Origin of the sequence: Pseudomonas sp. CJQ_9 (assembly GCF_043106615.1) — a bacterium.
Taxonomy (GTDB): Bacteria; Pseudomonadota; Gammaproteobacteria; order Pseudomonadales; family Pseudomonadaceae; genus Aquipseudomonas; species Aquipseudomonas juntendi.
The window spans coordinates 79,667-101,449 of the sequence record NZ_JBICMS010000027.1; the positions used below are offsets into that span (position 1 = coordinate 79,667).

The window sequence follows — 21,783 nt, forward strand, 5'->3', positions numbered from 1 at the left end:
CCTGAAAATGGGGCTTTTTTGTGGGCGATGGTTTTTCGCCTCATGCTCATGCCAGCATCAGCGGCGCCGGTTGCTCCTGTAGATTGCAAAGGGCCGCCGGGCTGGCCAGGGCATTTTTCAGCCCCGGCCAGCCCGGCAAAGCGGCCCGGTGCAGGCGCTGCTAGGTTGACGAACCCAGGTTGCCTGCAGGGGCTGCACGGCGCACGCTACATACGCCCCAGGTCAGCCCCAACACCGCCGCGATCACCGAGGCCGATAGCACGCCAAGTTTGGCTGCCCCCAGTGAGCCGGGGTCGACGAACGCCAGGTTGGCGATGAAGATCGACATGGTGAAACCGATACCGGCCAACAGGCCCACCAGCGTGATGCTGCGCCAGTTCACCCCGGCGGGGAGCGCGCACCAGCCCAGGCGTACCATCAACCAGCTGACGCTGATGATGCCCAAGGGCTTGCCTGCGACCAAGGCGACTACCACGGCGATCATGACCCATTGTGGGCCCGCAGCAGACAGGTCGACCCCAGCCAGGCTGACCCCGGCATTGGCCAGGGCGAACACTGGCATGATGCCGTAGGCTACCCAAGGGTGCAGCGTGCCTTGCATCCGCACCACCGGCGGCAGCAGTTCGCGCTGGGCCAGGCGCAGGCGTTTCAGTGGGTCGATGAGTTCGCTGGCATCGCGCTCTGGCGCTTTGGCGCGGCCCAGCAACTCGTTGGTGAAGCGGCTAATGGCATCCAGAGGGCGCTCACGCATCGGCATGGCGGCTACCGGGGTCATCAGCCCGAGCACAACGCCGGCGAGGGTCGGGTGGGCACCGGTCAACAGGATGCCTAGCCAAACGATCGCACCGGGCACGATATAGGCGTAGGCCGACCCCACACCAATCTTCTGCAGCGCGATTACCATCAGCAGGCCGATCGCCGCGACGCCGAAACCGCTGTAGTCGAGGCCGCCCGAGTAGAAGACCGCGATGATCAGCACAGCGATAATGTCATCGATGATCGCCAGGGCAAGCAGAAACACACGTACGTTGGACGGAATCGACTTGCCCAGCAGGGCCAAGACGCCTACCGCAAAAGCGATATCGGTGGCCGTTGGCACTGCCCAACCCTGATGGTCGGCTGGCGAATGAACGATACCGAGGTAGAGAAGTGCCGGTGCGGCTACGCCGCCGATTGCAGCGGCCATGGGCAGCATGGCCTGGCGCAGGCTGGCCAGTGCACCCTCGTGGATTTCGCGGCGGATCTCCATGCCCACCACCAGGAAAAAGATGGTCATCAGCCCATCATTGACCCAGAAATGCAGGGACTGCGAGTACACATACGAGCCCACGCCGAACGTTATCGGGGCGTGCCACAGGGCTTCATAACTGTGTGCGGCAGGGGAATTTGCCCAGATCAGGGCGGCGACAGCGGCAACCAACAGGACGATGCCACTGACTGCTTCAATATGCAAAAAGCGTTGAAGGCTGGCCAAGGCGCGCTCGGCCACTTTCTGGGCGCGAGGCAAATCTGTTTTAGGCATAGGCGCAAGTACTCCCGCATGGCGGCCCGACCTGCGCTGTTCTTTAACCTGCCTCACTGCACCATGCAGCAGACACCCGGGCGCTAGTGTACCGAATAACCGCGTTCAGATGAACCCGAATGCGGTTATCGATCATTTGCCGAGGGCCTGCCTTTAGCGGGCGCCTGCGCTCGATCACTGGATCAGTGGCACGCCACTGAGTTTTTGCAGTTCTTCAAAGTCGATGTCTGCGCATATTTCGATCACTTTCAACCCATCAGCCGTGACTTCCAGCACTGCCAGGTCGGTGTAGATACGGCTGACGCAGCCAATACCGGTCAGTGGGTAGGTGCATTCAGGCACCAGCTTGCTTTCGCCTGTCTTGGTCAGGTGGTCCATCATCACGAACACCTGGCGCGCGCCGGTGGCCAGGTCCATCGCGCCGCCTACCGCCGGGATCGAACCCTCGGCACCGGTGTGCCAGTTGGCCAGATCGCCTTTGACCGAGACCTGGAAGGCACCCAATACCGCGATGTCCAGGTGGCCACCGCGCATCATCGAGAACGAGTCGGCATGGTGGAAGAAAGCGCCACCGGTTAACAGGGTCACATGTTGCTTGCCGGCGTTGATCAGGTCATCGTCTTCTTCGCCCGGGGCCGGGCTAGGGCCCATGCCCAGCAGGCCGTTTTCGCTGTGCAGGAATACTTCCTTGTCACCCAGGTAATTGGCCACCAGGGTCGGTGCGCCGATGCCCAGGTTTACGTAGGCACCTTCCTGAATGTCTGCGGCCACGCGTTGGGCCATCTCGGTGCGGGAGAGCTTTTTGGTGATGGTCATGGCAGGCCTCAGACAGCGGTGGCAAGCGAAGCAGCGCGGGTGCCGGTAACGGCGACGACGCGCTGGACGAAGATACCCGGGGTGATGATGTGTTCTGGGTCCAGTTCACCCAGTTCGACAACCTGGTCGACCTGGGCGATGGCCGTCTTGGCGGCCATGGCCATGATCGGGCCGAAGTTGCGCGCCGCCTTGCGGTAGACCAGGTTGCCCCAACGGTCGCCTTTGTGCGCCTTGATCAGTGCAAAATCGGCGTGCAGCGGCATTTCCAGCACGTACATGCGGCCGTCGATCTCACGGGTTTCCTTGCCTTCGGCCAGCAACGTGCCGTAGCCGGTCGGCGAGAAGAACGCACCAATGCCCGAGCCCGCTGCGCGGATACGCTCGGCCAGGTTGCCCTGGGGCACCACCTCCAGTTCGATCTTGCCGGCGCGGTACAGTTCGTCGAACACGTACGAGTCGGACTGACGCGGGAACGAGCAGATCACCTTGCGCACGCAGCCGGCCATCAGCAAGGCTGCCAGGCCGATCTCGCCGTTACCGGCGTTGTTGCTGATGATGGTGAGGTCGCGGGCGCCGGTGGCGATCAGGCCATCGATCAGCTCGGACGGCATGCCGGCAGTGCCGAAGCCACCGACCATGATGGTCGATCCGTCGGTGATCCCTTCCACCGCGCTGGCGATGGACTCGTACGTTTTATTGATCAAGGCGAGCTCCTGGTTGTTCCTGGAGTTGGAGTTGTCGGGCTGGCCGGCGCCTGTAAAGCGATGGGCCTGTCAGCATGTGCAATTGCTTGCTGACTTTGGCCATAGCGTGCCGCAAGATAGGGCAACAGTAGAGGGGGTTTGGCGGAATTCGTGCGATTATCGAACTGTTGTGCGATCTGCGAGCACCCCGCAGGGGCGGTGCAGTCGCGTTTGCTCAGGGGCTTGGCGCCTCCCTTTGTGCCCCTGTAGGGTGCGACCAGCCACCTGACTGTGTGTTTTTGCACCGTTAGCGGGCGAGATGCGGTGGTGAACCCTGATTCTATCCCGATGCCTGTATTGGCCTGCGACTTGCTATCAAATTGCCATTCGATGTCGCGTATGGTGAAGATAATGTCGCTTTCCAGTGCTTCTATGCAGTTGTCATCCCAAGAGAAGGGCTGGCTGCCCTGGTTTGGCAGAACCGGCAAGTTCAGCATGGGCTGGGCATGTCACTTGAACCGGGCAAATTACCCGCAAATCGAGCAAACCTTCGAGGCCATTGCCCAGACCCGCGTCCGTTTGCTGCATGAGTGGGCGCACGAACAATGGGAGCACCTGGCCGAGCTGGCCGAGCAACTGGCCCCCGGCTTTGACCGGCTGGGCAGCGCGCAATTGCAGGACAAGCTGGCCCAGGCTGAGGACTTCTCCGAGCTGTTCGTCGTCGACCCCACTGGCAAGGTGCTTGCCTCGACCTGGCGGCAACGGGCAACAGCGCCCATCGAGCACACCCGTGCGCTGGCGCAGGGGCTGAAGGCGCCATTTCTGCACGGCCCCTATTGCGACCCGCTGACCTTGAGCATCGGCCCGTCCTCTTCGCGCTTTCACGATGAGGTAACCCTGATGTTCTACCAGCCTGTGAAGGTTACCGGCAACGTCGTGGGTTGCCTCTGTGGTCGCGTACCCAACGATGTGCTGGGCGATCTGATCCAGCGCGAGGCCGGGCATATTTACGCCGAATCGGGTGACAACTACCTGTTCATGGCGCAGTCGCGCTTCGACCCGACGATCCAGCCGGGTACGGCGTTGTCGCGCTCGCGTTTCGAAGATGCCACCTTCACCCACGGCGAGAACCTGAAAAACGGCGTTCACACGACGTGGGGCACCGTGCAGGTGCAGCGCCATACCGAGCTGGAGCTGCGTTTCACCGACCCATCCACCCGCGAGCTGCACCCGGGGGTGCGCGAAACCATCCGTTGCGGCGCCAACGTGTTCGTTACCTACCCCGGGTATTCCGACTACCGTCATGTGCCAGTGGTGGGCAAGGGCGTGACCTTCCAACTGCCGGGCTCGCCGGACCGCTGGGGAATGATGTGCGAGGCAGACCTCGAGGAGGTGTACCGGCGCCGCTCGCTCAGTTATGGCTTGATGAAGCCCTACCTTGCGACGATGGTCGGCCTGTTCGGTTGCAACTACCTGGTGCAGCACTACGCTGGCCTGCCGCAGGGCCTGAACGAGGTGGTCGAAGCCTTGGCCATGCTCGCCGCCGCGGTGCTGTTCGGCATGCTCGGGCCGCGCCGTGTGGCGGCGCGCCTCAATGGCATGAGCAATGTGCTGCGGACCATCGCCGAGGGTGAGGGCAACCTGCGCCAGCGGCTGGATACCCACACGGTGGGTAACGATGAAAGCGGCGACATGGCCCGCTGGATCAACAGCTTCATCGACCGCCTGGATGCAGTGGTAGGGCAGGTGGTCAAGGCCAGCCACACGGTGGGCGTCACCAACCAGATGATGCTGGGCCGTAGCCAGGATGCCAGCGTCACTTCGGCTGACGTGGCCGAGGCCGTGCATCAGATGATGATCATCATGGAAGAGCAGTTGGGCGAATTGCAGCAGGCCTCGGTCAGCGCCGAGCAGATGAAGCAGGCCATGGACGAAGTGGTCACCCGCGCCCGCGAGCAGTTCCAGGCGGTGCAGGCCGGTACGCAGTCGATCCGCGACGTGGTGGCGCGCTCGTCGTCCAGTGTGCAACGCCTTGACAGCCGCATGGTCGAGATCGACAACATCACCGGGTTGATCAGTGACATTACCAACCAGACCAACCTGTTGGCGCTCAATGCTGCGATCGAGGCGGCGCGCGCTGGCGAGCACGGCCGTGGCTTTGCCGTGGTGGCCGACGAAGTGCGCAGCCTGGCGGCGCGAACGGCGCGGGCTGCCGATGACATACGCACCATGGTCGAGAGCCTGCAGGGTGAGACCCGTCAGGCCGTGAGTTTCATGGAGCGGGGCGTGCAGGACGTGGACAGCAGCCTGCGCCTGGCCGAGGACGCCTCGTCCGAAAACGTGCAACTGCACCAGGCGGTGGAGGGTATGTTCGCGATCATCCAGCAGCTCAACCGGCGCAGCCTGGAATATGGCAAGACCATCGAGCAGGTCAACCAGTCTTCCCACGAGATGCGCCAGACCGCGGTGGTGTTGCAGAGCAGTGCGCAGAAGGTGCGGGTGGATGCCGGCAAGTTGCAGAAGCTGGTCGGGCAGTTCGAGACCAGCGAAGAGGGCAAACGGGCGGCTGCCGCTTGAGTGCCGACGCCGGCCAGGGCTGTTGTCAGCGCCGCAGTTCGGCAGCGAACTGGCCAGCCTGCAGGTGCACCTGTGCAGGCCCGCCCCAGAACGCGCCGTGGCGGACGATCACCCGTTCATGAATGGCCGCTGCCACCGCCGCCGCCGCATTGGGCGCCCTCAACAACACGAAGCTGGCCTCGTTACCCAGCTGCAGGCCGTAATCCTGCTTGCCCATGACCGCGGCACTGGCCTCGGTCGCCATCTGCAGCGCCACCCGCAGCTCTTCGTCGGTGTTGAACCCCGAGCGGTAACCGACCAGCATCGCCCGCTGCAGCATGTCGCCATTGCCATACGGCCACCAGGCATCCTGGATGTTGTCGTTGCCGGTGAACACCTGCACACCCCCGGCGCGCAAGCGTAGCACCGGCGGAAAGGCACGGTCGCCCGGGGCATTGGTCATGATCGAGATACCTGCGCCCGCCAAAGCTTCGGCGGTGTGGTCGACTACCGCGTCGGTGACGTCGCCCAGGCCGTAGGCGTGGCTGACCGCAACCAGGCCTTGCATGCCCAGGGCCTGGGTGCGCGCGGCAATGCGCTGAAGTTGGGCGATGCAGATATCGCCGGGTTCATGCAGGTGGATATCGACTTTAACGCCGTGCCGCTCAGCGATGCCGAATACGATATCCAGCTGGGCGTCAGCGTCGCCGTCCAAGGTGGTGGGGTCGATGCCGCCTACCACCTGCGCACCTTCGCCGATAGCGGCTTCCATGACCTGGGCGGCGCCCGGGCAGGTGACCACGCCGGCCTGGGGGAAGGCCACCAGCTCGATGTCGAGCAGGTGTTTCCAGTTATCCCGGGCTTCGAGCATGGCGTGCAGGTGACTCAGGCCGGTGGTGGCGTCCACGTCCACATGGCAACGCATGGCCAGGGTGCCGTACGCAGCAGCCTGACGCATCAGCGCGTTGGCGCGCTCGATGATGGGCGGTGCGCTCGCCAGCTCACGTTTTTCCACGGCCAGGCGCTCGCGCAGGCTGGCGACAGGTTGGTGCGGGCGCCAGCGATCACCCACGAAGCTCTTGTCCAGGTGAATGTGGCCATCAACGAAACCCGGCAATACCAGCAACCCTTCCAGGTCGATGGTCTCGAGGGCTGGGGTGCCGGCGCGCTGCGGGCCAATGTGGCTGATGCGGCCGTTACTGACGGCAATGTGCAGGGGCAGGCCATCGGCATCGATGGCGTTGATGAACTCACGGTCGTTCATGGAACTGGCCTTCTCTACTGGGGCTTGGTGGCTTGCCACGGTAAGGCGGATGAGCGCTTGCCTCCAATTAATTATCAGGATCAAGGCCAGTGGAATTGTGGATGCGGCACAGCGTCAGCCGGCCGCAGGGGATCGTTGTGCGGCCCCCCCAGGCGGCGGTTTTCAGCCCGGTAGGCTTCACCGGCCTGGGGGCACCGCGTGGGTATTCTTACTGCAAGGTCGCTGGTTTGAGCTCGCTTGGCAACTGCTGCAACGCCGCCTCCAGTTGCGCGACAGACTGGGCAAGTTGATCAGCCTCCTCGTGCTTGCCCGCACTTTTCAGGCGGTCCCGCTCGATGCGCAGGTTGAGCAGGGTTTTCTGCAATTTCAGGGCTGAAGCGTTGAAAGGGTCCATGGGCTTCTCACACTGTGGGCTTCCATGCCGTTGTAGGAAACTTGGACCGTAACAGCTCGAATTCCCCCTAGAAACTGATGTTTCATACAGGAAAATCTGGTGATCGCGGTATTTCCCACATCGAGCGGTAAAGTTTCCTACAAGATGCATTTCTGAATATGTCGCCACATGCCGCCTGGCATCCCATATCCGCTGGGTTGGGGCGGTTCTCCATCGGCAGGCCTTCTGCGCAGGGCTTGATCAGCTTTGGAAATGTTATGTAGCACTTACCTCGCACAACCTGCAGGTGCCGTGCCCCCAGCGACCTGCTCGGGACCTATCCAGAGCCGGTGCAACTTCTGCAAAACAGGGGTTGTCATAACGCTCTGCATGCCGCAGGCAACACTGCGGCGTTGGTGTGTATCATTGCCGTTGTCGCCCCATTCATGCGCCGATAACGGGCGGTATCTGCCGCCTGAGCCTGGCGCGAAGGTTTTACCGGCCAAGGAGAGGCCCATGCACTACGTTGTGATCGAATCCCACCGCAGCGAGTACCTGCGGCCAATCCGCTTCGCAAAAGGCACTTTGCTGGAGATTGGCCCACGCTATGAAGGCGAGCCTGGCTGGCAGGACTGGTATTTGTGCAGTTGCACCGGCCAGGAGCCCGGCTGGGTGCCCGCGCAGCTCATTGAACGGCTCAGCGTTTGCCAGGGGCGGGCGCTGGATCATTACTGTGCGCACGAGCTGGACGCCGACCCGGGGCAACTGGTGCAGATGGTGCGGCCGCTCAATGGATGGCTCTGGTGCCGTCGCCATGGCAATGGCGAGCTGGGCTGGTTACCGGCAGAGAAGCTTCAGCAATTGGGCTGAGGGGCGCCACAACGCTGCCATGTGTTGTGCGCTGCATCTGATACGCTTTTTTTGCGCCAACCTGGATCTGTAACCGTATCAGCCCTTGCCCGACAATACGCCCATTCCCGCTTCATAACTGTCGAGGTTCCAATGGGCAAGCTGGCGCTGTTCCTGGGAGGGTTTCTGCTACTCACTATTCTGATCGGTCTGCTTGGCACCATTCCGCCAAGCTGAGGGTGATCGGTCTTTTTTCCGCGCGGCCCGTCTACTTCAAGCTCGGGCCCAATCTCCTGGCAAATGGCTGCTATCTCTACCGTCAGCATCGCTGGACCGGCGGTCGCTGCACCTCATTTTCAAGCACTAATACCTCGTGTAGTCTCCCGCCGCCGCTCATTCGGGTCGGCCTTTTCAGCTGGGAGTCGACACATTAATGGAATGCAAGAAAGGCGCCTGCGCCGCCCTGGAGTGGCGTAGCCGTTTCCTCGCCGAGGGCACGTTGGATGAGCACGGTTATGAGCAGGCGCTGCGCAATGCGCAAGCGCTGGAGCAGGCTGGGGATATCAGCACGTCAGAGTGGATCGAGCTGGTAAAGCTGGCCAATGCGGCATTGCTGGGTGTGGGATAAGTCATTCTTTGCGTTGGGAAATCTGTCCACAAAAAACGTGGGTAGGTCTGTGGATAAAGTGCTGAAAGCCATGCCGGCGGCGGGCTCTGTTAAATTGAGCAGAATTTGAACAGCCTTTTCGGGGCCGGTTCATGGCGCCAGGCCGGCCTGGCGCAGGGCTGTCAGCAAGTCGCGTACCCGGGCGGGCAGCTCGCCCGCCGGGTATACGGCGTGCATTTGCGGGTCCTGGCCAGTGCTGGAGGTGAGGCGGTATGGCGCGCATACACGCACCAGGCGCCCAGCCTTGACCTGCGCTTCGCCTACCCAGGCTGCCAGGCGCGCGATACCGGCGCCCGCCAAGGCGCCGTGGTACACCGCAGTGCCCGAGGCGAGGCGCAACCGTGGCCTGGGGCGCACGCTGGTGATCTGGCCATCGCGGCAAAAGTGCCAGGCTTTGAGGATGCGCGGTGCGGTATGCAGGATCAGCGAGTGGCCTTCCAGCTGTTCGGGATGCGCCGGCGTACCGGCCAAGGCCAGGTACGCCGGGCTCGCATACAAGTGCCGCTGGTAGGGCCAAAGCGGGTAGCCGATCAGTTCGCTGGACTGCGGAAAGGCGCCGCGTACTACGAAATCCATCTTGCCCAGCAGGGGGTCGAGCGCTTCGTCGCTGTACTGCACGTCCAATGTGACTTGGGGGTTGCAACGGGAAAAATCTGCGAGCACCTGGGGCAACAGGTGTTCGCCCAGCAGTTGCGGCACGGCAAAGCGGATCCAGCCTTGTGCGCTCCCGCTGAGCGCAGCCAGTTCGTCGGCTGCATCGCGTTGCACATCCAGCAAGCGCTCGGCATGCGGCAGCAAGCGTTCGCCCGCTGCGGTCAGGGTGACCGCATTGGCGTTGCGGTTGAGCAACTTGCTCCCGGCGTTGTCTTCCAGGGTTTGTACCGCACGTGTCACCGCGCTGGGCGAACGCCCGAGTGCCCGAGCCGCGGCAACAAAACTGCGCTTGTGCGCGACGCTCACGAACGCTTGAATTTCCCGCAGCATGTCCAATGCCATGCGCTGCTCCTTGTTGCAGTTTTCGCAATATGGCATTTCAACACAGCCACGCCATTTTGATTAGCCTTGCACCAGTACCCACTGCCTGGAACCGCGTCATGATGGATATCGCTGTACTTTCTGTATTTGCCTTTGCCGCCGGCCTGATCGATGCGGCCGTGGGCGGCGGCGGCTTGATCCAGATTCCCGCGTTGTTCAACGTGCTACCCACCGCGCAACCGGCGGCATTGCTAGGCAGCAACAAGCTGGCTTCGGTGTGTGGCACGGCCTTCGCAGCGCGTTCGTTCATCCGCAAGGTCACGTTGGACTGGGGCCTGATCGTGCCGGCGGCGGTCAGCGCCTTCGTCATGTCGTTCGCCGGTGCTGCCACGGTGTCGCTGCTGCCGCCGGGGGTAATGCGCCCGGCGGTGTTGGTGCTTATCGTGCTGATGGCGGTGTACACGTTCTGCAAGAAAGACTTCGGCACCCTGCACAAACCGGCCCGGATCGGCCGCAAGGAGCAATGCCTGGCAGTGCTGATCGGTGGGGCGATCGGTTTCTACGATGGTCTGTTCGGCCCTGGCACCGGCAGCTTCCTGATCTTCCTGTTCATCCGCTTCTTTGCCTTGGATTTCCTGCACGCATCGGCCTCGGCCAAGGTCGTGAACATTGCCACCAACCTGGCGGCGCTGGTGTTTTTCGTGCCGTCGGGCAACGTGCTGTACGCCATTGCCCTGCCCATGGCCCTGTGCAATGTCCTTGGTGCGTTGACCGGCACCTGGCTGGCGGTGCGCAAGGGCGCGGGCTTCGTTCGCGGGCTGTTCCTGGTGCTGTTGTGCGTGCTGATCGCCAAGCTGTCGTGGGATGTGTTCGTCGGCTGAATCAGACCACCTGGCGCTGCGGTTCTGCATGCACCACACAGTTGCGGCCATGGGCCTTGGCCCGGTACAGCGCTTGGTCGGCGCTGGCCAACAGCACGTCCAGGCTGGGTGACGGCATGTGCGCTTCGCACCCGGCCACGCCGATGCTGACAGTAATTTGCAGGCGGTGCTCACCGTGGACCACCTGCAGGTCCTGCACGGCACGGCGCAGCCGTTCGGCGGTGAACTTGGCCCGCTCGGGCGCAAGGCCTGGCATCACCAAGACAAACTCTTCCCCGCCCAGGCGGGCAAACAGTTCATTGTTGTGCAGCTGGTCTTGCAGGGCGCCGGCGAACTGGCGCAGCACCTGGTCGCCCACTCCATGGCCATGGGCGTCGTTGATCGACTTGAAGTGGTCGATGTCCAGCATCATCAGGGTCAGTGGCAGTGCCTGGGTGTGTTGCCGGCTGTCCAGCAGCGCGTTTGCGCGGCGGGTGAAGGCACTGCGGGTGAGCGTGCCGGTGAGGTGGTCGATGGTGGCCTGGTGGGCCAGGCGGGCCATGAGGCTACGGTTGGCCTGGCTGACGCAGGCCACCACCAGCGGCCCGAGCACCAGCATGGCAATGCCCAGGCGCGCCGACAACAGTGTCGTCACCCCCGGCGCGCTTTGCGGCACGATGAAATGCATGAGGTTTTGTGCCACGGCCACGATCAGCGTACTCCCAGCGGTAAGTGCCAGCAGCGAGACCAGAAACGGCGAGTAGGTCCAGGCACACCACAGCAGTGCAGCGATGGGAAAGGCGATGGCGCCAGGGCCGCCGAAGGCAATGCTGAACGCCAGTGAGGCCAGCAGCCCCAGCAGCGGCGCCAGCCGCACAGGCTGCGCGCCACCGCGTATCATGGCTCGCATCGAGGGTGCAGTGAGCAGCACGGGCAGGATCAGCACGCTGGTCGAGAACTGTTCGCTGAACCACGCCCGCCAGGTGGCGCCAAGGGACTGTTCAAACCAGGGTGCGGCCATCACCGCTGCCATGCTGGCCGCAACCACGGCGCCGGCGGCACAGGCGGCGAACACGCTGAGTACACCCTGTGGGGTGCGCAAGCGCCGGTGCACACGAGGCAGGCGCGACAGTAGCAGCCAGAGGGTGGCCACGACAGCCAGGTTGCACAGGTTGAACCACAGTGCGGGCAGCCAGGCGCTGCCGCACAGCAGGTCGGCGCCGACCATGGCCAGCCACATCAGGCTGAAGCCGGCCAGCGTGGCTTGGCGCGGGTGCCGCAGCAACACGCCGGCCATTACCGCATTCACAGGCCAGAACAATGACAGGGACTCGATCGGGCGCGCAAGGATGCCGCCCAAGGTGAGGCCGAAGGCCAGGCATAGCAGAGCAGCGTAGGGCAATAGGCGCGATGGGGCTGGGAAAACCATGGGCTCGACCGGCAAGCGGAGACGAAATCCAGGACAACGCCTTGTAGCACCTGGGACTTTGTTCGGCAGTGTGTTTCGTCATGGCAGTTGATGTCAATCTGCCGCGGCAGGTCGTAATAATGCCAAACTGCCGCTACTGCTTGGCGTTTTTACTGCAGGCCGAAGAACCACGGCACCATCAGCACGGTGACCAGCATCACCAGCACGGTGAACGGCACCCCGATCTTGACGAAATCGGCGAAGCGGTATTGGCCCGGGCCCAGCACCAACGTGTTGACCGGCGAAGACACGGGCGTCATGAACGCCGCCGATGCGGCCAGCGCCACGGTCATGGCAAACGGGTAGGGCGACATGCCCAGCTGCGCCGCAGTGCTGACCGCAACCGGTGCCATCAGCACAGCCGTGGCGGTGTTTGAAATGAACAGGCCGATCACCGCGGTAACCGCAAACAGGCAGGCCAGAATGGCACTGGGGCCGGCTCCGCCCAGCACGCTGACCAGGCCGCCCACTGCCAGGTCGATGCCGCCGGTTTTCTGCAGTGCCTGGGCAAATGGCAGCATGCCCACGATCAGCACCAGGCTCTGCCAGTGGATGGCGCGGTAGGCGCTGTTCATGTCGATGCAACGACCTGCGCCCATCAGCAGGCAGCCGATCAGCGCGGCGATGACATTGGGTACCACGCCGGTGACCATCAGCCCCACCATGACTGCCAGGCTCAGCAACGCCTGCGGTGCGCGGGTGCGGGCTGGTGCTACCTGGTCGATCTCTGCAGGCAGGCTCAGTACCAGGAAGTCCTTGGGTTTGCCCTGCAGCAGGCGCACAGCCTTCCACGGGCCGACCACCAGCAGTGTGTCGCCAAGGCGCAGCTTTTCTTCTACCAGCTGGCCTTCAATCGCCGCCTGGTCGCGGCGCAGGCCGACCACGTTGAGGTCATAGCGGGTACGGAACGCCAGTTCCAGGATGCTTTTGCCGATCAGCTGCGAGCCAGGCGGCAGCGACACCTCGGCCATGCCCAATTCCTGGGACTGGTCGATGAAATAAGCTGCCTTGAAGTGCAGGGGTTCCAGTTGCATGGTCTGGCACAGGCTACGCAGGTTGTCATGGTTGGCGAACAGGTCGAGCAGCAGCACATCGCCCTGGTGCAGCACCGTGTTGGAATCTGCGGTGATGACCCGCGTGGTGAACTTGTGCTGGCGCTCGATACCGATCACGTTGGCGCCATGCCGCGTACGCAGTTCCAGTTCGCCGAGGGTATGGCCGATCAGCGGCGAGTGTGGGCGAATACGCAGGCGCCGCTCGCGCCCGTTGAGCTTGTAGTCCAGTACCAGGTCCAGCAGGGTGCGGCGGCTTTCCACGCGGCCGTCCTTGCGCACCTCGCCGTTGAGCCAGTTGCGGGTCAGCAGCATGTAGCCGACACCCAGCACCAGCACTACCAGGCCGAAGGGGGTGAAACTGAAGAAGCTGAAGCCGGCATGGCCATGGCGTACCAGCTCGCTGTGCACCACTACGTTGGGCGGCGTGGCGACCAGGCTGAGCATGCCGCTGATCAGGCCGGCGAAGGCCAGCGGCATCATCAGGCGGCTGGGCGAGAGCTGCAGGCGCGCGGCAATGCTCAGCACCACCGGGATGAAAATGGCGACCACACCTGTGGAACTCATGATCGAGCCCAGGCCGGCTACCGCGACCATCAGCAGCACCAGCAGGCGCGCCTCGCTGTTGCCGGCCCGCTCGCTCATCCACTCGCCAATGCGGTAGGCAATGCCGGTGCGTACCAAGCCCTCGCCGATCACGAACAAGGCGGCGATCAGCACCACATTGGGGTCGCTGAAACCGGCCAGCGCCTGCTCCACGCTCAGGATGCCCAGCAGCGGCAGGGCAAGGATCACCATCAGCGCAACCACGTCCATGCGTGGGCGGTTGATGACGAACAGAACAATGACGATGGCCAGCAGGCCAAGGACCCAAAGCAACTCTTGGTTCATGGGGAGGGGGTGTTCCTTCACACAGGGGCACGTTAGACAGTAGCAGCCAGTGTGCCAGCTTGTGGTGAAGGGGGTGTTGATGTACTGCAGGGTTTAAGGCCGCTGCTACCAATCGGCGTCAGCGGCCCCGGCCAGCTCGGCTGGTCAGTGACGGTGCCGGCGGTGCTTCTTGCCGCCCCGGTCGTCGTCGCCCAGATGGTTGCCCAAGGCACCCCCGGCGGCGCCACCCAGGCCTGCGCCTACGGTCGAGCCAGTCTGCCCGCCAACTGCACCGCCCAGCAATGAGCCGCCCGCCGAGCCCAGGCCGCCGCCCAGCGCCGCTTCGGTACGGTTGCCCTTGCGCGCCCCTACCGCACTGCCTGCTGCGCCGCCAACGCCAGCACCAATGGCTGCGCCGGTCTTGCCACCCAGTTGCTGACCAACCACATTACCCAGTACGCCACCCAGGCCACCGCCGATGGCGGCAGTACCATCACCGGCGAAAGCGCCTTGGCACAGCAGCAGGCCAAGGGCAACGGAAGGCAGAGTCAGACGCATGATATAAACCTCGAAAATTTCACCAGGTTAAGGTGCCGCCTGAACGGCGGCGAGCCGAGCCGGGGCTGTAAACGCTTCAGCGGTAGTAGCGGTCGCCGCGGTATTGACGGTCGTCATCGTCGCGGTCATGCCGGTGGTGGCGATGATCACGGTCGCGATCACGCCAGCCATCGTCGTCATGGTAGCGATGGCTGTGGCAACCTGCAGTCAGCAGTACCACAGCAACCAGCGAAAGGCTTGCAAGACGGTTTATCACGAGATAGGTCCTTGATCCACAAAGGTTTACCGCACACTCTCTGAGACCCGGATCGATCCATTTGGTTTCGTGGGCGGGCAAAAATTTGTGCTATCCACGGGCCTCCACGTGCTTCTGGGTTGCTGTTCTGTCCCGCACGGTCATGGCCGGGCGCCCGTGGCAGCTCTAGACTGCACGGTAAGCCGCAGCCAAGACGGCAGTCTGCCACTCAGTGAATCATGATGATCGCGCATACCCCTACCTTGTTCGCCGCTGTTGCTTTGGTTGCCACCATCCTGGCGTTCTGCCTGTTGCTGGTGGGGCACGGCAACCGCCGCGACAACCTGATGCTCACCGGTTGCGGGTTGCTGGTGCATGCGCTGGCTTACGTCTGTTACACCCTTTATGCCCAGGCCCCCCTGTGGCTCAGCTACGGGTTGGGCAACAGCCTGCTTTCCCTGGCGCTGGCCTTCTATACGGCCAGCTTGTTCCGTGTGCGTGAGCGGGTAGTGCCCTGGCGGGTCATTTTCATCATCCCGGCGTTCATGCTGGTGGGGTTGATGCTACTGCTCGATACCGTCGAGCCGCGCATGTTGCTGGCGACCCTGGTACTGATGTTGCAATGTGCGCTGATCCTTTATTGGGCATGGCGCCATGGCGAACGACCGGGCAAAGCGCACCTGCTGCTGGAGATCGGTGCGCTGATCAGCCTGGTGGGCCTGGGCATGCGGGTGGTTGCGGTGGCCAATGGCACGGCTGTGGAACTGCGCTATGACACCAGCAACCTGAAACAGAGCATCTCGGTAGCCATTGGCACCGTGACGGTGATGATGTATTCGATCGGGCTGGTGCTGATGGCCAAGGAGCGCAGTGAATCGCGCCTGCAGCACCTGGCCTTGCATGATGTGCTCACCGGTACCCTCAACCGTCGGGCGATTCTCGAGCGCTTTGCCAGCGAACTGGACCGCGCACGCGGGCAGCAGGCGAGCCTTGCGGTGGCGATGATCGATATTGACCATTTCAAGCGCATCAACGACTTGTATGGGCACTTGGCCGGTGACGAAGTGCTATGCCATTGCGTACGGCAGTTGCAGCAACGCTTGCGTCAGGGCGACAGCCTGGGGCGTTACGGTGGAGAGGAGTTTCTGTTGCTGCTGCCTGCTACCGACCGCGCCGGTGCCCTGGCTGCGGTGCAAGGGCTGCGCGAGGCCATTGCGCGCAGCCCGGCCCGGTTTGCCGGCGACCACATCGAGCTGCGTTTCAGCGTTGGCCTGTGGTGCGGTGTGCCGGGGAGCAAAGACAGCACCGCCAGCCTATTGGCGCAGGCCGATGCGGCGCTTTATCAGGCCAAGGCCGCCGGGCGCGACACCGTGCGCATGGTGGCGCTGGACGCAGCGGGTTGAATCAGGAGGCAGGCTGAATGGCCAGCACCACGCCGTTGGTAATCTGTATCAGTACGTAGTGATCGCCCATGCGCACCCAGTGGCTTTCCTTCTCAGGCTGTGGCAGGCCCTTGGCTTTCCAGTTCTTGATGGCTTCCTCCTCACGCTTGTACTGGTCTGGCGCTTTGTCACCAACCTTCAGCTCGCGGTTGTGGGTATCTGGCGCGGTGACGCTTTCTTCGCTCGAGGGAGCAGCGGTGGCGGCCAATGGCAGGCAGGGCAGGGCGGCGAACAGTAGATAGTGCAGTTTCATGGCAATGTCCTTATGACGGCTTGTATTGTCTGCGACAGCGGAATACGCGTGACAATTCACTCGCGCTGCGTGCCAATGCTAGAGTCGCTTCTTTTTCAAACCCCCGAGGATGGAACATGCGTGCGATTCTGCCGATGGCTGCGGCGCTGATGCTGGTTGGTTGTGCTGCTGCGACCATGGACACTGCCCGCGGCGGCAAGCCGACGGCGCAGCTCGACTCGCACAAGGCGCCAGAGCTGGTGGCCCAGTGCATTCAGTACAGCTGGCAGGAAGAAAGGGTGTTCGGTGACAATGCCAGTGGTTACCTGCAGTCGCGTAAGCAGGGCGGGTTGACGGTGTATACCCGTGAAGCCGAAGCGTTCGTGGACGTGTACCCGCAGGCCGGTGGCACGCGGGTCGATTACTACGCGCAGAAGCGCGACGGCGTGGCGCTGCAGCGCCGGGCAGCGGCTGCGACCTGCTTGTAAAGTCATTGCCACGGCCTGCACCTGACCACGCTGGTCGAGCACCAGAGCATTCCCTCGGAGGCGCTGCCAGGGCAAATGATCAAGGGCGACGACGGCGAGTATCGCCTTCGCGAACAGCCCGCACGCCTGCCCCTGAGCTATACCCTGGTGGCGGTCAAAGCCTGATCAGGACAGGAACCCACCGTCGACATTCAGCGCGGTGCCGGTGGTATAGCTGGAGGCATCGCTGGCCAGGTAGAGCACCGCGCCGGCCATCTCCTTGGGGTCGGCCACGCGTTTGAGGGGGATCTGCTGCAAGGCCGCGTTGAGAATGGCATCGTTCTTCACCAGCGCCGAGGCGAACTTGGTGTCCGTCAGGCCCGGCAGCAGGGCGTTGCAGCGGATACCGAACTGGGCGCACTCCTTGGCGAACACCTTGGTCATATTGATGACCGCTGCCTTGGTTACCGAATAGATGCCTTGGAACAAGCCTGGTGACACCCCGTTGATCGAGGCCACGTTGATGATGCTGCCGCCGCCATGCTCGCGCATCAGCTTGCCGGCCTCGACCGACATGAAGAAGTAACCGCGGATGTTGACGTCCACGGTTTTCTCAAAGGCGCCCGGGTCGGTGTCCAGCACGTTGCAGAATTGCGGGTTGGTGGCGGCGTTGTTGACCAGCACGTCCAGGCGCCCGAACTGTTCGCGGATGCCGGCAAACACGTGCTGGATCTGCTCCAGTTCACCGATGTGGCAGGCCACCGCCGTGGCCTTGCCACCTGCAGCAGTGATGGCGTCCGCTACTTGCTGGCAGCCCTCCAGCTTGCGGCTGGAAACGATCACGTGGGCACCTTGCTGCGCCAGCAAGTGTGCAATGGCCTCGCCAATGCCACGGCTAGCGCCGGAAACGAAGGCAATCTTGCCATCGAGGTCGAACAGGTGGGTCTTGGACATGCTGTTTTCCTTGTTATCCGTGGTGGGCGGGGCTCAAAGGCTGGACTTGGCGATGACCTGCAGGGTCATCTGTTCCAGCAAGCGGTTCATGTGGATGAACTGGGCGAAGCGCTTGTCCTGAGTCTGGCCGTGGTAGTAGCGGTAGTAGATCTGCTGGACAATCCCGGCCAGGCGGAACAGGCCGTAGCAGTAGTAGAAATCGAAGTTTTCCAGGCGTATTCCGGCACGCTCGGCATAATAGTCAACGAACTGCCGACGGCTGAGCATCCCTGGCGCATTGCTGGGTTGGCGGCGCATGAGTTGCACGGGCGCCGGGTCACCCGCTTCGATCCAGTAGGCGAGGCTGTTGCCCAGGTCCATCAACGGGTCACCCACGGTGGCCATTTCCCAATCCAGCACGCCGATGATGCGCATAGGGTTGTCCGCGTCGAGGATCACGTTGTCGAAGCGGTAATCGTTGTGCACGATGCCGGGCCGCGGGTGGTCGGCGGGCATTTTCTCGTGCAGCCAGGCGGTCACGTGTTGCCAGTGCGGCGCATCCGGTGTCAGGGCCTTCTCGTAGCGGTTGGTCCAGCCTTCTACCTGGCGCTGCACGTAGCCTTCCGGCTTGCCCAGGTCGGCCAGGCCGCAGGCGTTGTAGTCCACCCGGTGCAGTTCGACCAGCCGATCGATGAAGCTTTTGCACAAGGTTTCGGTGCGCTCGGCATCCAGCTTGAGTTCAGCCGGAATGTCCGAGCGCAGGATGATGCCCTTGACCCGTTCCATCACATAGAATTCGCTGCCGACCAGGCTGGTGTCGGTGCAATGTACGTAGGCTTTTGGGCAGTACGGGAAGCCGCTGTTCAGTTGGTTGAGTATGCGGAACTCGCGACCCATGTCGTGGGCCGACTTGGCCTTCTGGCCAAACGGCGGGCGGCGCAGCACGAGGTCGCGACCAGGGTAGCTGACCAGGTAGGTAAGGTTCGAAGCGCCGCCCGGAAACTGGCTGATGCTGGGCTGGCCATCAAGGCCGGCGATGTTGGCCTTCAGATAAGGATCGATGACGCCCGCGTCGAGCTCTTCGCCGGGGCGTGCCTGGGTGGACTGGTCGGTGAGCGTCATGCGTTTTCCTTATTCTCGATCGCAAGAACTATTGGCTAATCTAATGGCCTGCCCGTTATGGAACAAGCGTCCCAGGTGCGTAATAGGTGGGGGTGTTGCTGTACGATCAGCTGCCTTGATGCAGCCGCTGAAGGGTTGTGCAGGCAAAAAAAAAACCGAAGCCGGTCAGGCTTCGGTTTTTCGATCATGCGCTGTTCCCGGCCTTCAGGATGGGAACAGTTCGCTCAACTTCATCGACAACATCATGTCGCCCTCTACGCGCAGCTTGCCGCCCATGAAGGCCTGCATGCCGTCGGTTTCGCCACTGACGATGCCCTTCAGGGTTTCGCTGTCCATTACCAGGGTGCAGTTGGCATCCGGGTTTTCACCTTCCTGCAGCTCGCAGGTGCCGTCCTTGACGATCAGTGCGTAGTGCTTGTCTTCATCGGTGATATTGAAGCCGAACACCAGGTCCAGGCCGGCAGCAGCGGATGGGTTGAACTTCTCTTGCATCTTTTTGACGGCATCAGCTACGGAGGTCATGGCGCATTCCTTATTGAGTGATTTACACGTCCCCGCAGGGACATAACTAGCCGGCTTTATCGGTAAGTGACAAGCTCCGGCGCCCTCAACAGCTGCACATGGGCCTGGCTGTTGAAGGAAGCCAACGCCACGTCGCGGCCGCGAAACTTCAGCTGGCTGAGCGACGTGTTGATGATCTGCCAGTTCAGCGCGAACGCCTGGCTGGGGGTGATACGGGTCACCAGGTGGAGCAGGGCAGCAATGGTGCCACCCGAGGTGAAGATAGCGATGTTGTCGCCGCTGCCGGCTGCATCCAGTACGCGTTGCAGGCCTGCGTGCACGCGGCCGGTGAAGGCCTGCCAGGTTTCCAGGTCATCGCCGGCGTGCTCGCCATCGTGCCAGCGCTGCACCATCAGTGCGAACAGGCGCTGGAACTCGCTACGGTGCTCGGCGCCGTTGCGCAGCACCTGCAGCGCATCGGGCTCTGCCGGCAGCAGCCCAGGCAGCATGGCCCGGATAACACCGTCGGCATCGAACTCGTTGAACGCCACGTCGGTCTCTACAGCGGGTACCGGGCAACCCGTGGCGTGCAAGGCCTGCAGCGCCAGGCGCGCGGTGTCCTGCTGGCGGCGCAGGTCCCCAGCTACGCAGCGGTCCAGCCGCACGCCGAGTTGGGCCAGGTGTTCGCCCAGCGCCAGGCTCTGACGTTCGCCCACTGGCGAAAGTACGTCGTAGTCAGCGGCACCGAAAGAGGCTTGGCCGTGTCGGATCAGGTAGAGGTTGCCCACGGAAGGTTCCGGCCTGTAGGAGGTTGCTGCGAGGTTAGGACGCGGCACAGAGGCTGTCAACGAAAAACATACAAGCGTTTGAAAAGGTTGTTTGAAAGATGTTGCCAGCGTTTGCGTACGCTGGCAGCACGCCAGATGCACCGGTATGCTTGCAACAGTTACGCGCCGTGATGGCGCTGGTATTTAAGGAGTCAACGTGGAGTTTCTTGCCGAATACGCAAGCTTTCTCGCCAAAACCGCCACCCTGGTCATCGCCATTCTGGTGGTGTTATCGGCCATCGCCGGGCTGCGTGGCAAAGGGCGGCGCAAATCGGGTGGGCAGTTGCAGGTCACCCGTCTGAACGAGTTCTACAAGGACCTGCGCGAGCGCCTGGAATCCGGCTTGCTCGACAAGGCCCAGCTAAAGGCGCTGCGCAAGCAGCAGGCCAAGGCGGAGAAACAACAGAAGAAGGGCAAAGGCAAGGCCGACGAGCAGGGCCGCGTGTTCGTCCTGGACTTCGATGGCGACATCAAGGCCTCGGCCACTGAAAGCCTGCGCAATGAAATCACTGCGCTGCTGACCCTCGCTACCGCACGCGATGAAGTGGTACTGCGCCTGGAAAGCGGCGGTGGTCTGGTGCACAGCTACGGCCTGGCCGCCTCCCAGCTGGCGCGCATTCGCCAGGCAGGCATCCCGCTGACCGTGTGCATCGACAAGGTGGCTGCCAGCGGTGGTTACATGATGGCCTGTATCGGCGACAAGATCGTCAGTGCGCCATTCGCCGTACTGGGTTCGATCGGCGTGGTGGCGCAACTGCCCAACGTCAATCGCTTGCTGAAGAAACACGACATCGATTTCGAGGTGCTGACCGCTGGCGAATACAAGCGCACCTTGACCGTATTCGGCGAAAACACCGAGAAAGGCCGGGAGAAGTTCCAGGAAGACCTCGACATCACCCACCAGCTGTTCAAGGACTTCGTAGCCCGCTATCGCCCGCAATTGCACATTGACGAAGTGGCTACCGGTGAAGTGTGGCTAGGTGTGGCGGCCCTCAACCGCCAGTTGGTAGATACCTTGCAGACCAGCGACGAGTACCTTAGCGAACGTGCTCGCAACGCCAACCTGTTCCACCTGCACTATGCCGAGCGCAAAAGCCTGCAGGAGCGAATCGGCGTGGCAGCCAGTGGCGCGATGGAGAACACCTTGGTGGGTTTGTGGAGCAAACTCGGCCGCCTGCGCTAACACCTTGAACCCGTTGAAATTTTTTTTCGTCGAGGGGGTTGCAAGGTTAAAAGAATGAAGACATAATGGCGCCCATCGAAACGCAGCGAACCTTGAAAAGGTTCAGTGTTTCAAGGGGATAGCAAAGCGCAAGCTGCTATGTCCGACTTTGAGGCCGAGTAGCAAAGTGGTTATGCTCCGGATTGCAAATCCGTCTACGCCGGTTCGATTCCGACCTCGGCCTCCACCATTCGAAAGCCCCGCAGATTAACGTCTGCGGGGTTTTTATTTGCGCGTCAAAAAGTGCCAGAAGTTCCGAAACTAAAGGTTAAGCGTTACTGGGGCTGCT

22 protein-coding genes, 1 tRNA gene and 1 pseudogene are annotated in these 21,783 nt (G+C 62.5%); 9 read left to right on the forward strand and 15 right to left on the reverse strand.

All coding sequences use genetic code 11. The annotated features are described in order from the left end of the window. Positions 1-160: 160 nt before the first annotated feature. The 3 genes from nhaA to ACF8SD_RS04965 form a co-directional block, all read right to left on the reverse strand. Positions 161-1,522, reverse strand: a complete 1,362-nt coding sequence (gene nhaA / locus ACF8SD_RS04955) for a Na+/H+ antiporter NhaA (protein ID WP_392483973.1) — start codon at positions 1,520-1,522, stop codon at positions 161-163. Positions 1,523-1,696: 174 nt separating this feature from the next. Then, positions 1,697-2,338, reverse strand: a complete 642-nt coding sequence (locus ACF8SD_RS04960) for a 3-oxoacid CoA-transferase subunit B (protein WP_173888390.1) — start codon at positions 2,336-2,338, stop codon at positions 1,697-1,699. An 8-nt stretch (positions 2,339-2,346) separates the two neighbouring features. Further along, positions 2,347-3,042, reverse strand: coding sequence for a 3-oxoacid CoA-transferase subunit A (locus tag ACF8SD_RS04965; protein ID WP_173888391.1), 696 nt, complete (start codon positions 3,040-3,042; stop codon positions 2,347-2,349). 1,905 nt (positions 3,043-4,947) lie between these two features. Here ACF8SD_RS04965 and ACF8SD_RS04970 point away from each other — a divergent pair. After that, on the forward strand, positions 4,948-5,598 hold the full coding sequence (locus tag ACF8SD_RS04970; protein WP_370593820.1) for a methyl-accepting chemotaxis protein: 651 nt from the start codon (positions 4,948-4,950) through the stop codon (positions 5,596-5,598). Positions 5,599-5,623: 25 nt separating this feature from the next. Here the strand turns inward: ACF8SD_RS04970 and ACF8SD_RS04975 are convergent, their stop codons facing one another. Together ACF8SD_RS04975 and ACF8SD_RS04980 are read right to left on the reverse strand one after the other, a co-directional pair. After that, the gene (locus ACF8SD_RS04975) at positions 5,624-6,841 is read right to left on the reverse strand and encodes an amidohydrolase family protein (RefSeq protein ID WP_392483974.1); all 1,218 of its coding nucleotides are present in this window, start codon (positions 6,839-6,841) and stop codon (positions 5,624-5,626) included. Between the two features lie 208 nt (positions 6,842-7,049). Next, a complete protein-coding gene (locus ACF8SD_RS04980) occupies positions 7,050-7,235 on the reverse strand; it encodes a hypothetical protein (RefSeq protein ID WP_392483975.1) in 186 nt (61 codons plus the stop codon). 495 nt (positions 7,236-7,730) lie between these two features. Between ACF8SD_RS04980 and ACF8SD_RS04985 the strand changes: the two genes are divergently transcribed. Beyond that, the gene (locus ACF8SD_RS04985) at positions 7,731-8,084 is read left to right on the forward strand and encodes an SH3 domain-containing protein (protein ID WP_173888397.1); all 354 of its coding nucleotides are present in this window, start codon (positions 7,731-7,733) and stop codon (positions 8,082-8,084) included. 412 nt (positions 8,085-8,496) lie between these two features. After that, positions 8,497-8,691 (forward strand): hypothetical protein, encoded by a 195-nt coding sequence (locus tag ACF8SD_RS04990; protein WP_054904596.1) that lies wholly within the window; start codon positions 8,497-8,499, stop codon positions 8,689-8,691. Between the two features lie 129 nt (positions 8,692-8,820). Here ACF8SD_RS04990 and ACF8SD_RS04995 read toward each other — a convergent pair whose 3' ends face one another. Then, positions 8,821-9,726: a LysR family transcriptional regulator gene (locus tag ACF8SD_RS04995; RefSeq protein ID WP_173888399.1), complete on the reverse strand. Its 906-nt coding sequence runs from the start codon at positions 9,724-9,726 to the stop codon at positions 8,821-8,823. A gap of 98 nt (positions 9,727-9,824) precedes the next feature. On the opposite strand from ACF8SD_RS04995, the gene ACF8SD_RS05000 reads away from it, so the two are divergent. Beyond that, positions 9,825-10,586, forward strand: a complete 762-nt coding sequence (locus ACF8SD_RS05000) for a TSUP family transporter (RefSeq protein ID WP_173888401.1) — start codon at positions 9,825-9,827, stop codon at positions 10,584-10,586. 1 nt (position 10,587) lies between these two features. Here ACF8SD_RS05000 and ACF8SD_RS05005 read toward each other — a convergent pair whose 3' ends face one another. The 4 genes from ACF8SD_RS05005 to ACF8SD_RS05020 form a co-directional block, all read right to left on the reverse strand. Next, positions 10,588-12,009, reverse strand: a complete 1,422-nt coding sequence (locus ACF8SD_RS05005; protein ID WP_173888402.1) for a GGDEF domain-containing protein — start codon at positions 12,007-12,009, stop codon at positions 10,588-10,590. A gap of 134 nt (positions 12,010-12,143) precedes the next feature. After that, complete coding sequence (locus ACF8SD_RS05010) at positions 12,144-13,976, reverse strand: SLC13 family permease (RefSeq protein ID WP_392483976.1); 1,833 nt, start codon at positions 13,974-13,976, stop codon at positions 12,144-12,146. A 144-nt stretch (positions 13,977-14,120) separates the two neighbouring features. Further along, on the reverse strand, positions 14,121-14,513 hold the full coding sequence (locus ACF8SD_RS05015; RefSeq protein ID WP_009682112.1) for a glycine zipper domain-containing protein: 393 nt from the start codon (positions 14,511-14,513) through the stop codon (positions 14,121-14,123). Between the two features lie 76 nt (positions 14,514-14,589). Beyond that, positions 14,590-14,769 carry a hypothetical protein gene (locus tag ACF8SD_RS05020; protein ID WP_173887062.1) on the reverse strand — a complete coding sequence of 60 codons (180 nt, stop codon included), beginning with the start codon at positions 14,767-14,769 and terminating at the stop codon, positions 14,590-14,592. A 221-nt stretch (positions 14,770-14,990) separates the two neighbouring features. Between ACF8SD_RS05020 and ACF8SD_RS05025 the strand changes: the two genes are divergently transcribed. Continuing rightward, positions 14,991-16,151, forward strand: a complete 1,161-nt coding sequence (locus ACF8SD_RS05025) for a diguanylate cyclase (protein WP_173888406.1) — start codon at positions 14,991-14,993, stop codon at positions 16,149-16,151. Between the two features lies 1 nt (position 16,152). On the opposite strand, the gene ACF8SD_RS05030 is transcribed toward ACF8SD_RS05025, so the two are convergent. After that, the gene (locus tag ACF8SD_RS05030) at positions 16,153-16,443 is read right to left on the reverse strand and encodes an RcnB family protein (RefSeq protein ID WP_392483977.1); all 291 of its coding nucleotides are present in this window, start codon (positions 16,441-16,443) and stop codon (positions 16,153-16,155) included. 116 nt (positions 16,444-16,559) lie between these two features. Between ACF8SD_RS05030 and ACF8SD_RS05035 the strand changes: the two genes are divergently transcribed. Together ACF8SD_RS05035 and ACF8SD_RS05040 are read left to right on the forward strand one after the other, a co-directional pair. After that, on the forward strand, positions 16,560-16,910 hold the full coding sequence (locus ACF8SD_RS05035) for a hypothetical protein (protein WP_392483978.1): 351 nt from the start codon (positions 16,560-16,562) through the stop codon (positions 16,908-16,910). A 9-nt stretch (positions 16,911-16,919) separates the two neighbouring features. Then, a pseudogene (locus ACF8SD_RS05040) lies at positions 16,920-17,075 on the forward strand (SAM-dependent methyltransferase); the annotation flags it as partial. Here the strand turns inward: ACF8SD_RS05040 and ACF8SD_RS05045 are convergent. From ACF8SD_RS05045 to ACF8SD_RS05060, 4 genes are all read right to left on the reverse strand, one after another. Beyond that, the gene (locus tag ACF8SD_RS05045) at positions 17,076-17,843 is read right to left on the reverse strand and encodes an SDR family oxidoreductase (protein WP_173888411.1); all 768 of its coding nucleotides are present in this window, start codon (positions 17,841-17,843) and stop codon (positions 17,076-17,078) included. It lies immediately after the preceding pseudogene. Between the two features lie 33 nt (positions 17,844-17,876). Beyond that, complete coding sequence (locus tag ACF8SD_RS05050; RefSeq protein ID WP_392483979.1) at positions 17,877-18,944, reverse strand: phosphotransferase family protein; 1,068 nt, start codon at positions 18,942-18,944, stop codon at positions 17,877-17,879. Positions 18,945-19,148: 204 nt separating this feature from the next. Next, positions 19,149-19,466 carry an SCP2 sterol-binding domain-containing protein gene (locus ACF8SD_RS05055; protein ID WP_009682121.1) on the reverse strand — a complete coding sequence of 106 codons (318 nt, stop codon included), beginning with the start codon at positions 19,464-19,466 and terminating at the stop codon, positions 19,149-19,151. A gap of 56 nt (positions 19,467-19,522) precedes the next feature. Next, positions 19,523-20,233, reverse strand: coding sequence for a histidine phosphatase family protein (locus tag ACF8SD_RS05060; RefSeq protein WP_392483980.1), 711 nt, complete (start codon positions 20,231-20,233; stop codon positions 19,523-19,525). 196 nt (positions 20,234-20,429) lie between these two features. Between ACF8SD_RS05060 and sohB the strand changes: the two genes are divergently transcribed. Next, a complete protein-coding gene (gene sohB / locus ACF8SD_RS05065; protein ID WP_392483981.1) occupies positions 20,430-21,455 on the forward strand; it encodes a protease SohB in 1,026 nt (341 codons plus the stop codon). 152 nt (positions 21,456-21,607) lie between these two features. Continuing rightward, a tRNA-Cys gene (locus tag ACF8SD_RS05070) sits at positions 21,608-21,681 on the forward strand. Positions 21,682-21,783: the final 102 nt, after the last annotated feature.

Coding starts and splice junctions, on each gene's coding strand:
- ACF8SD_RS04970 (WP_370593820.1), top strand. CDS start 4,948: ATGGACGAAGTGGTCACCCGCGCCCGCGAGCAGTTCCAGGCGGTGCAG.
- ACF8SD_RS05055 (WP_009682121.1), bottom strand. CDS start 19,466: ATGACCTCCGTAGCTGATGCCGTCAAAAAGATGCAAGAGAAGTTCAAC.
- ACF8SD_RS04975 (WP_392483974.1), bottom strand. CDS start 6,841: ATGAACGACCGTGAGTTCATCAACGCCATCGATGCCGATGGCCTGCCC.
- nhaA (WP_392483973.1), bottom strand. CDS start 1,522: ATGCCTAAAACAGATTTGCCTCGCGCCCAGAAAGTGGCCGAGCGCGCC.
- ACF8SD_RS04960 (WP_173888390.1), bottom strand. CDS start 2,338: ATGACCATCACCAAAAAGCTCTCCCGCACCGAGATGGCCCAACGCGTG.
- ACF8SD_RS04990 (WP_054904596.1), top strand. CDS start 8,497: ATGGAATGCAAGAAAGGCGCCTGCGCCGCCCTGGAGTGGCGTAGCCGT.
- ACF8SD_RS05010 (WP_392483976.1), bottom strand. CDS start 13,976: ATGAACCAAGAGTTGCTTTGGGTCCTTGGCCTGCTGGCCATCGTCATT.
- ACF8SD_RS04985 (WP_173888397.1), top strand. CDS start 7,731: ATGCACTACGTTGTGATCGAATCCCACCGCAGCGAGTACCTGCGGCCA.
- ACF8SD_RS05025 (WP_173888406.1), top strand. CDS start 14,991: ATGATCGCGCATACCCCTACCTTGTTCGCCGCTGTTGCTTTGGTTGCC.
- ACF8SD_RS05050 (WP_392483979.1), bottom strand. CDS start 18,944: ATGACGCTCACCGACCAGTCCACCCAGGCACGCCCCGGCGAAGAGCTC.
- ACF8SD_RS05045 (WP_173888411.1), bottom strand. CDS start 17,843: ATGTCCAAGACCCACCTGTTCGACCTCGATGGCAAGATTGCCTTCGTT.
- ACF8SD_RS05015 (WP_009682112.1), bottom strand. CDS start 14,513: ATGCGTCTGACTCTGCCTTCCGTTGCCCTTGGCCTGCTGCTGTGCCAA.
- ACF8SD_RS05035 (WP_392483978.1), top strand. CDS start 16,560: ATGCGTGCGATTCTGCCGATGGCTGCGGCGCTGATGCTGGTTGGTTGT.
- ACF8SD_RS05030 (WP_392483977.1), bottom strand. CDS start 16,443: ATGAAACTGCACTATCTACTGTTCGCCGCCCTGCCCTGCCTGCCATTG.
- ACF8SD_RS04995 (WP_173888399.1), bottom strand. CDS start 9,726: ATGGCATTGGACATGCTGCGGGAAATTCAAGCGTTCGTGAGCGTCGCG.
- ACF8SD_RS04980 (WP_392483975.1), bottom strand. CDS start 7,235: ATGGACCCTTTCAACGCTTCAGCCCTGAAATTGCAGAAAACCCTGCTC.
- ACF8SD_RS05000 (WP_173888401.1), top strand. CDS start 9,825: ATGATGGATATCGCTGTACTTTCTGTATTTGCCTTTGCCGCCGGCCTG.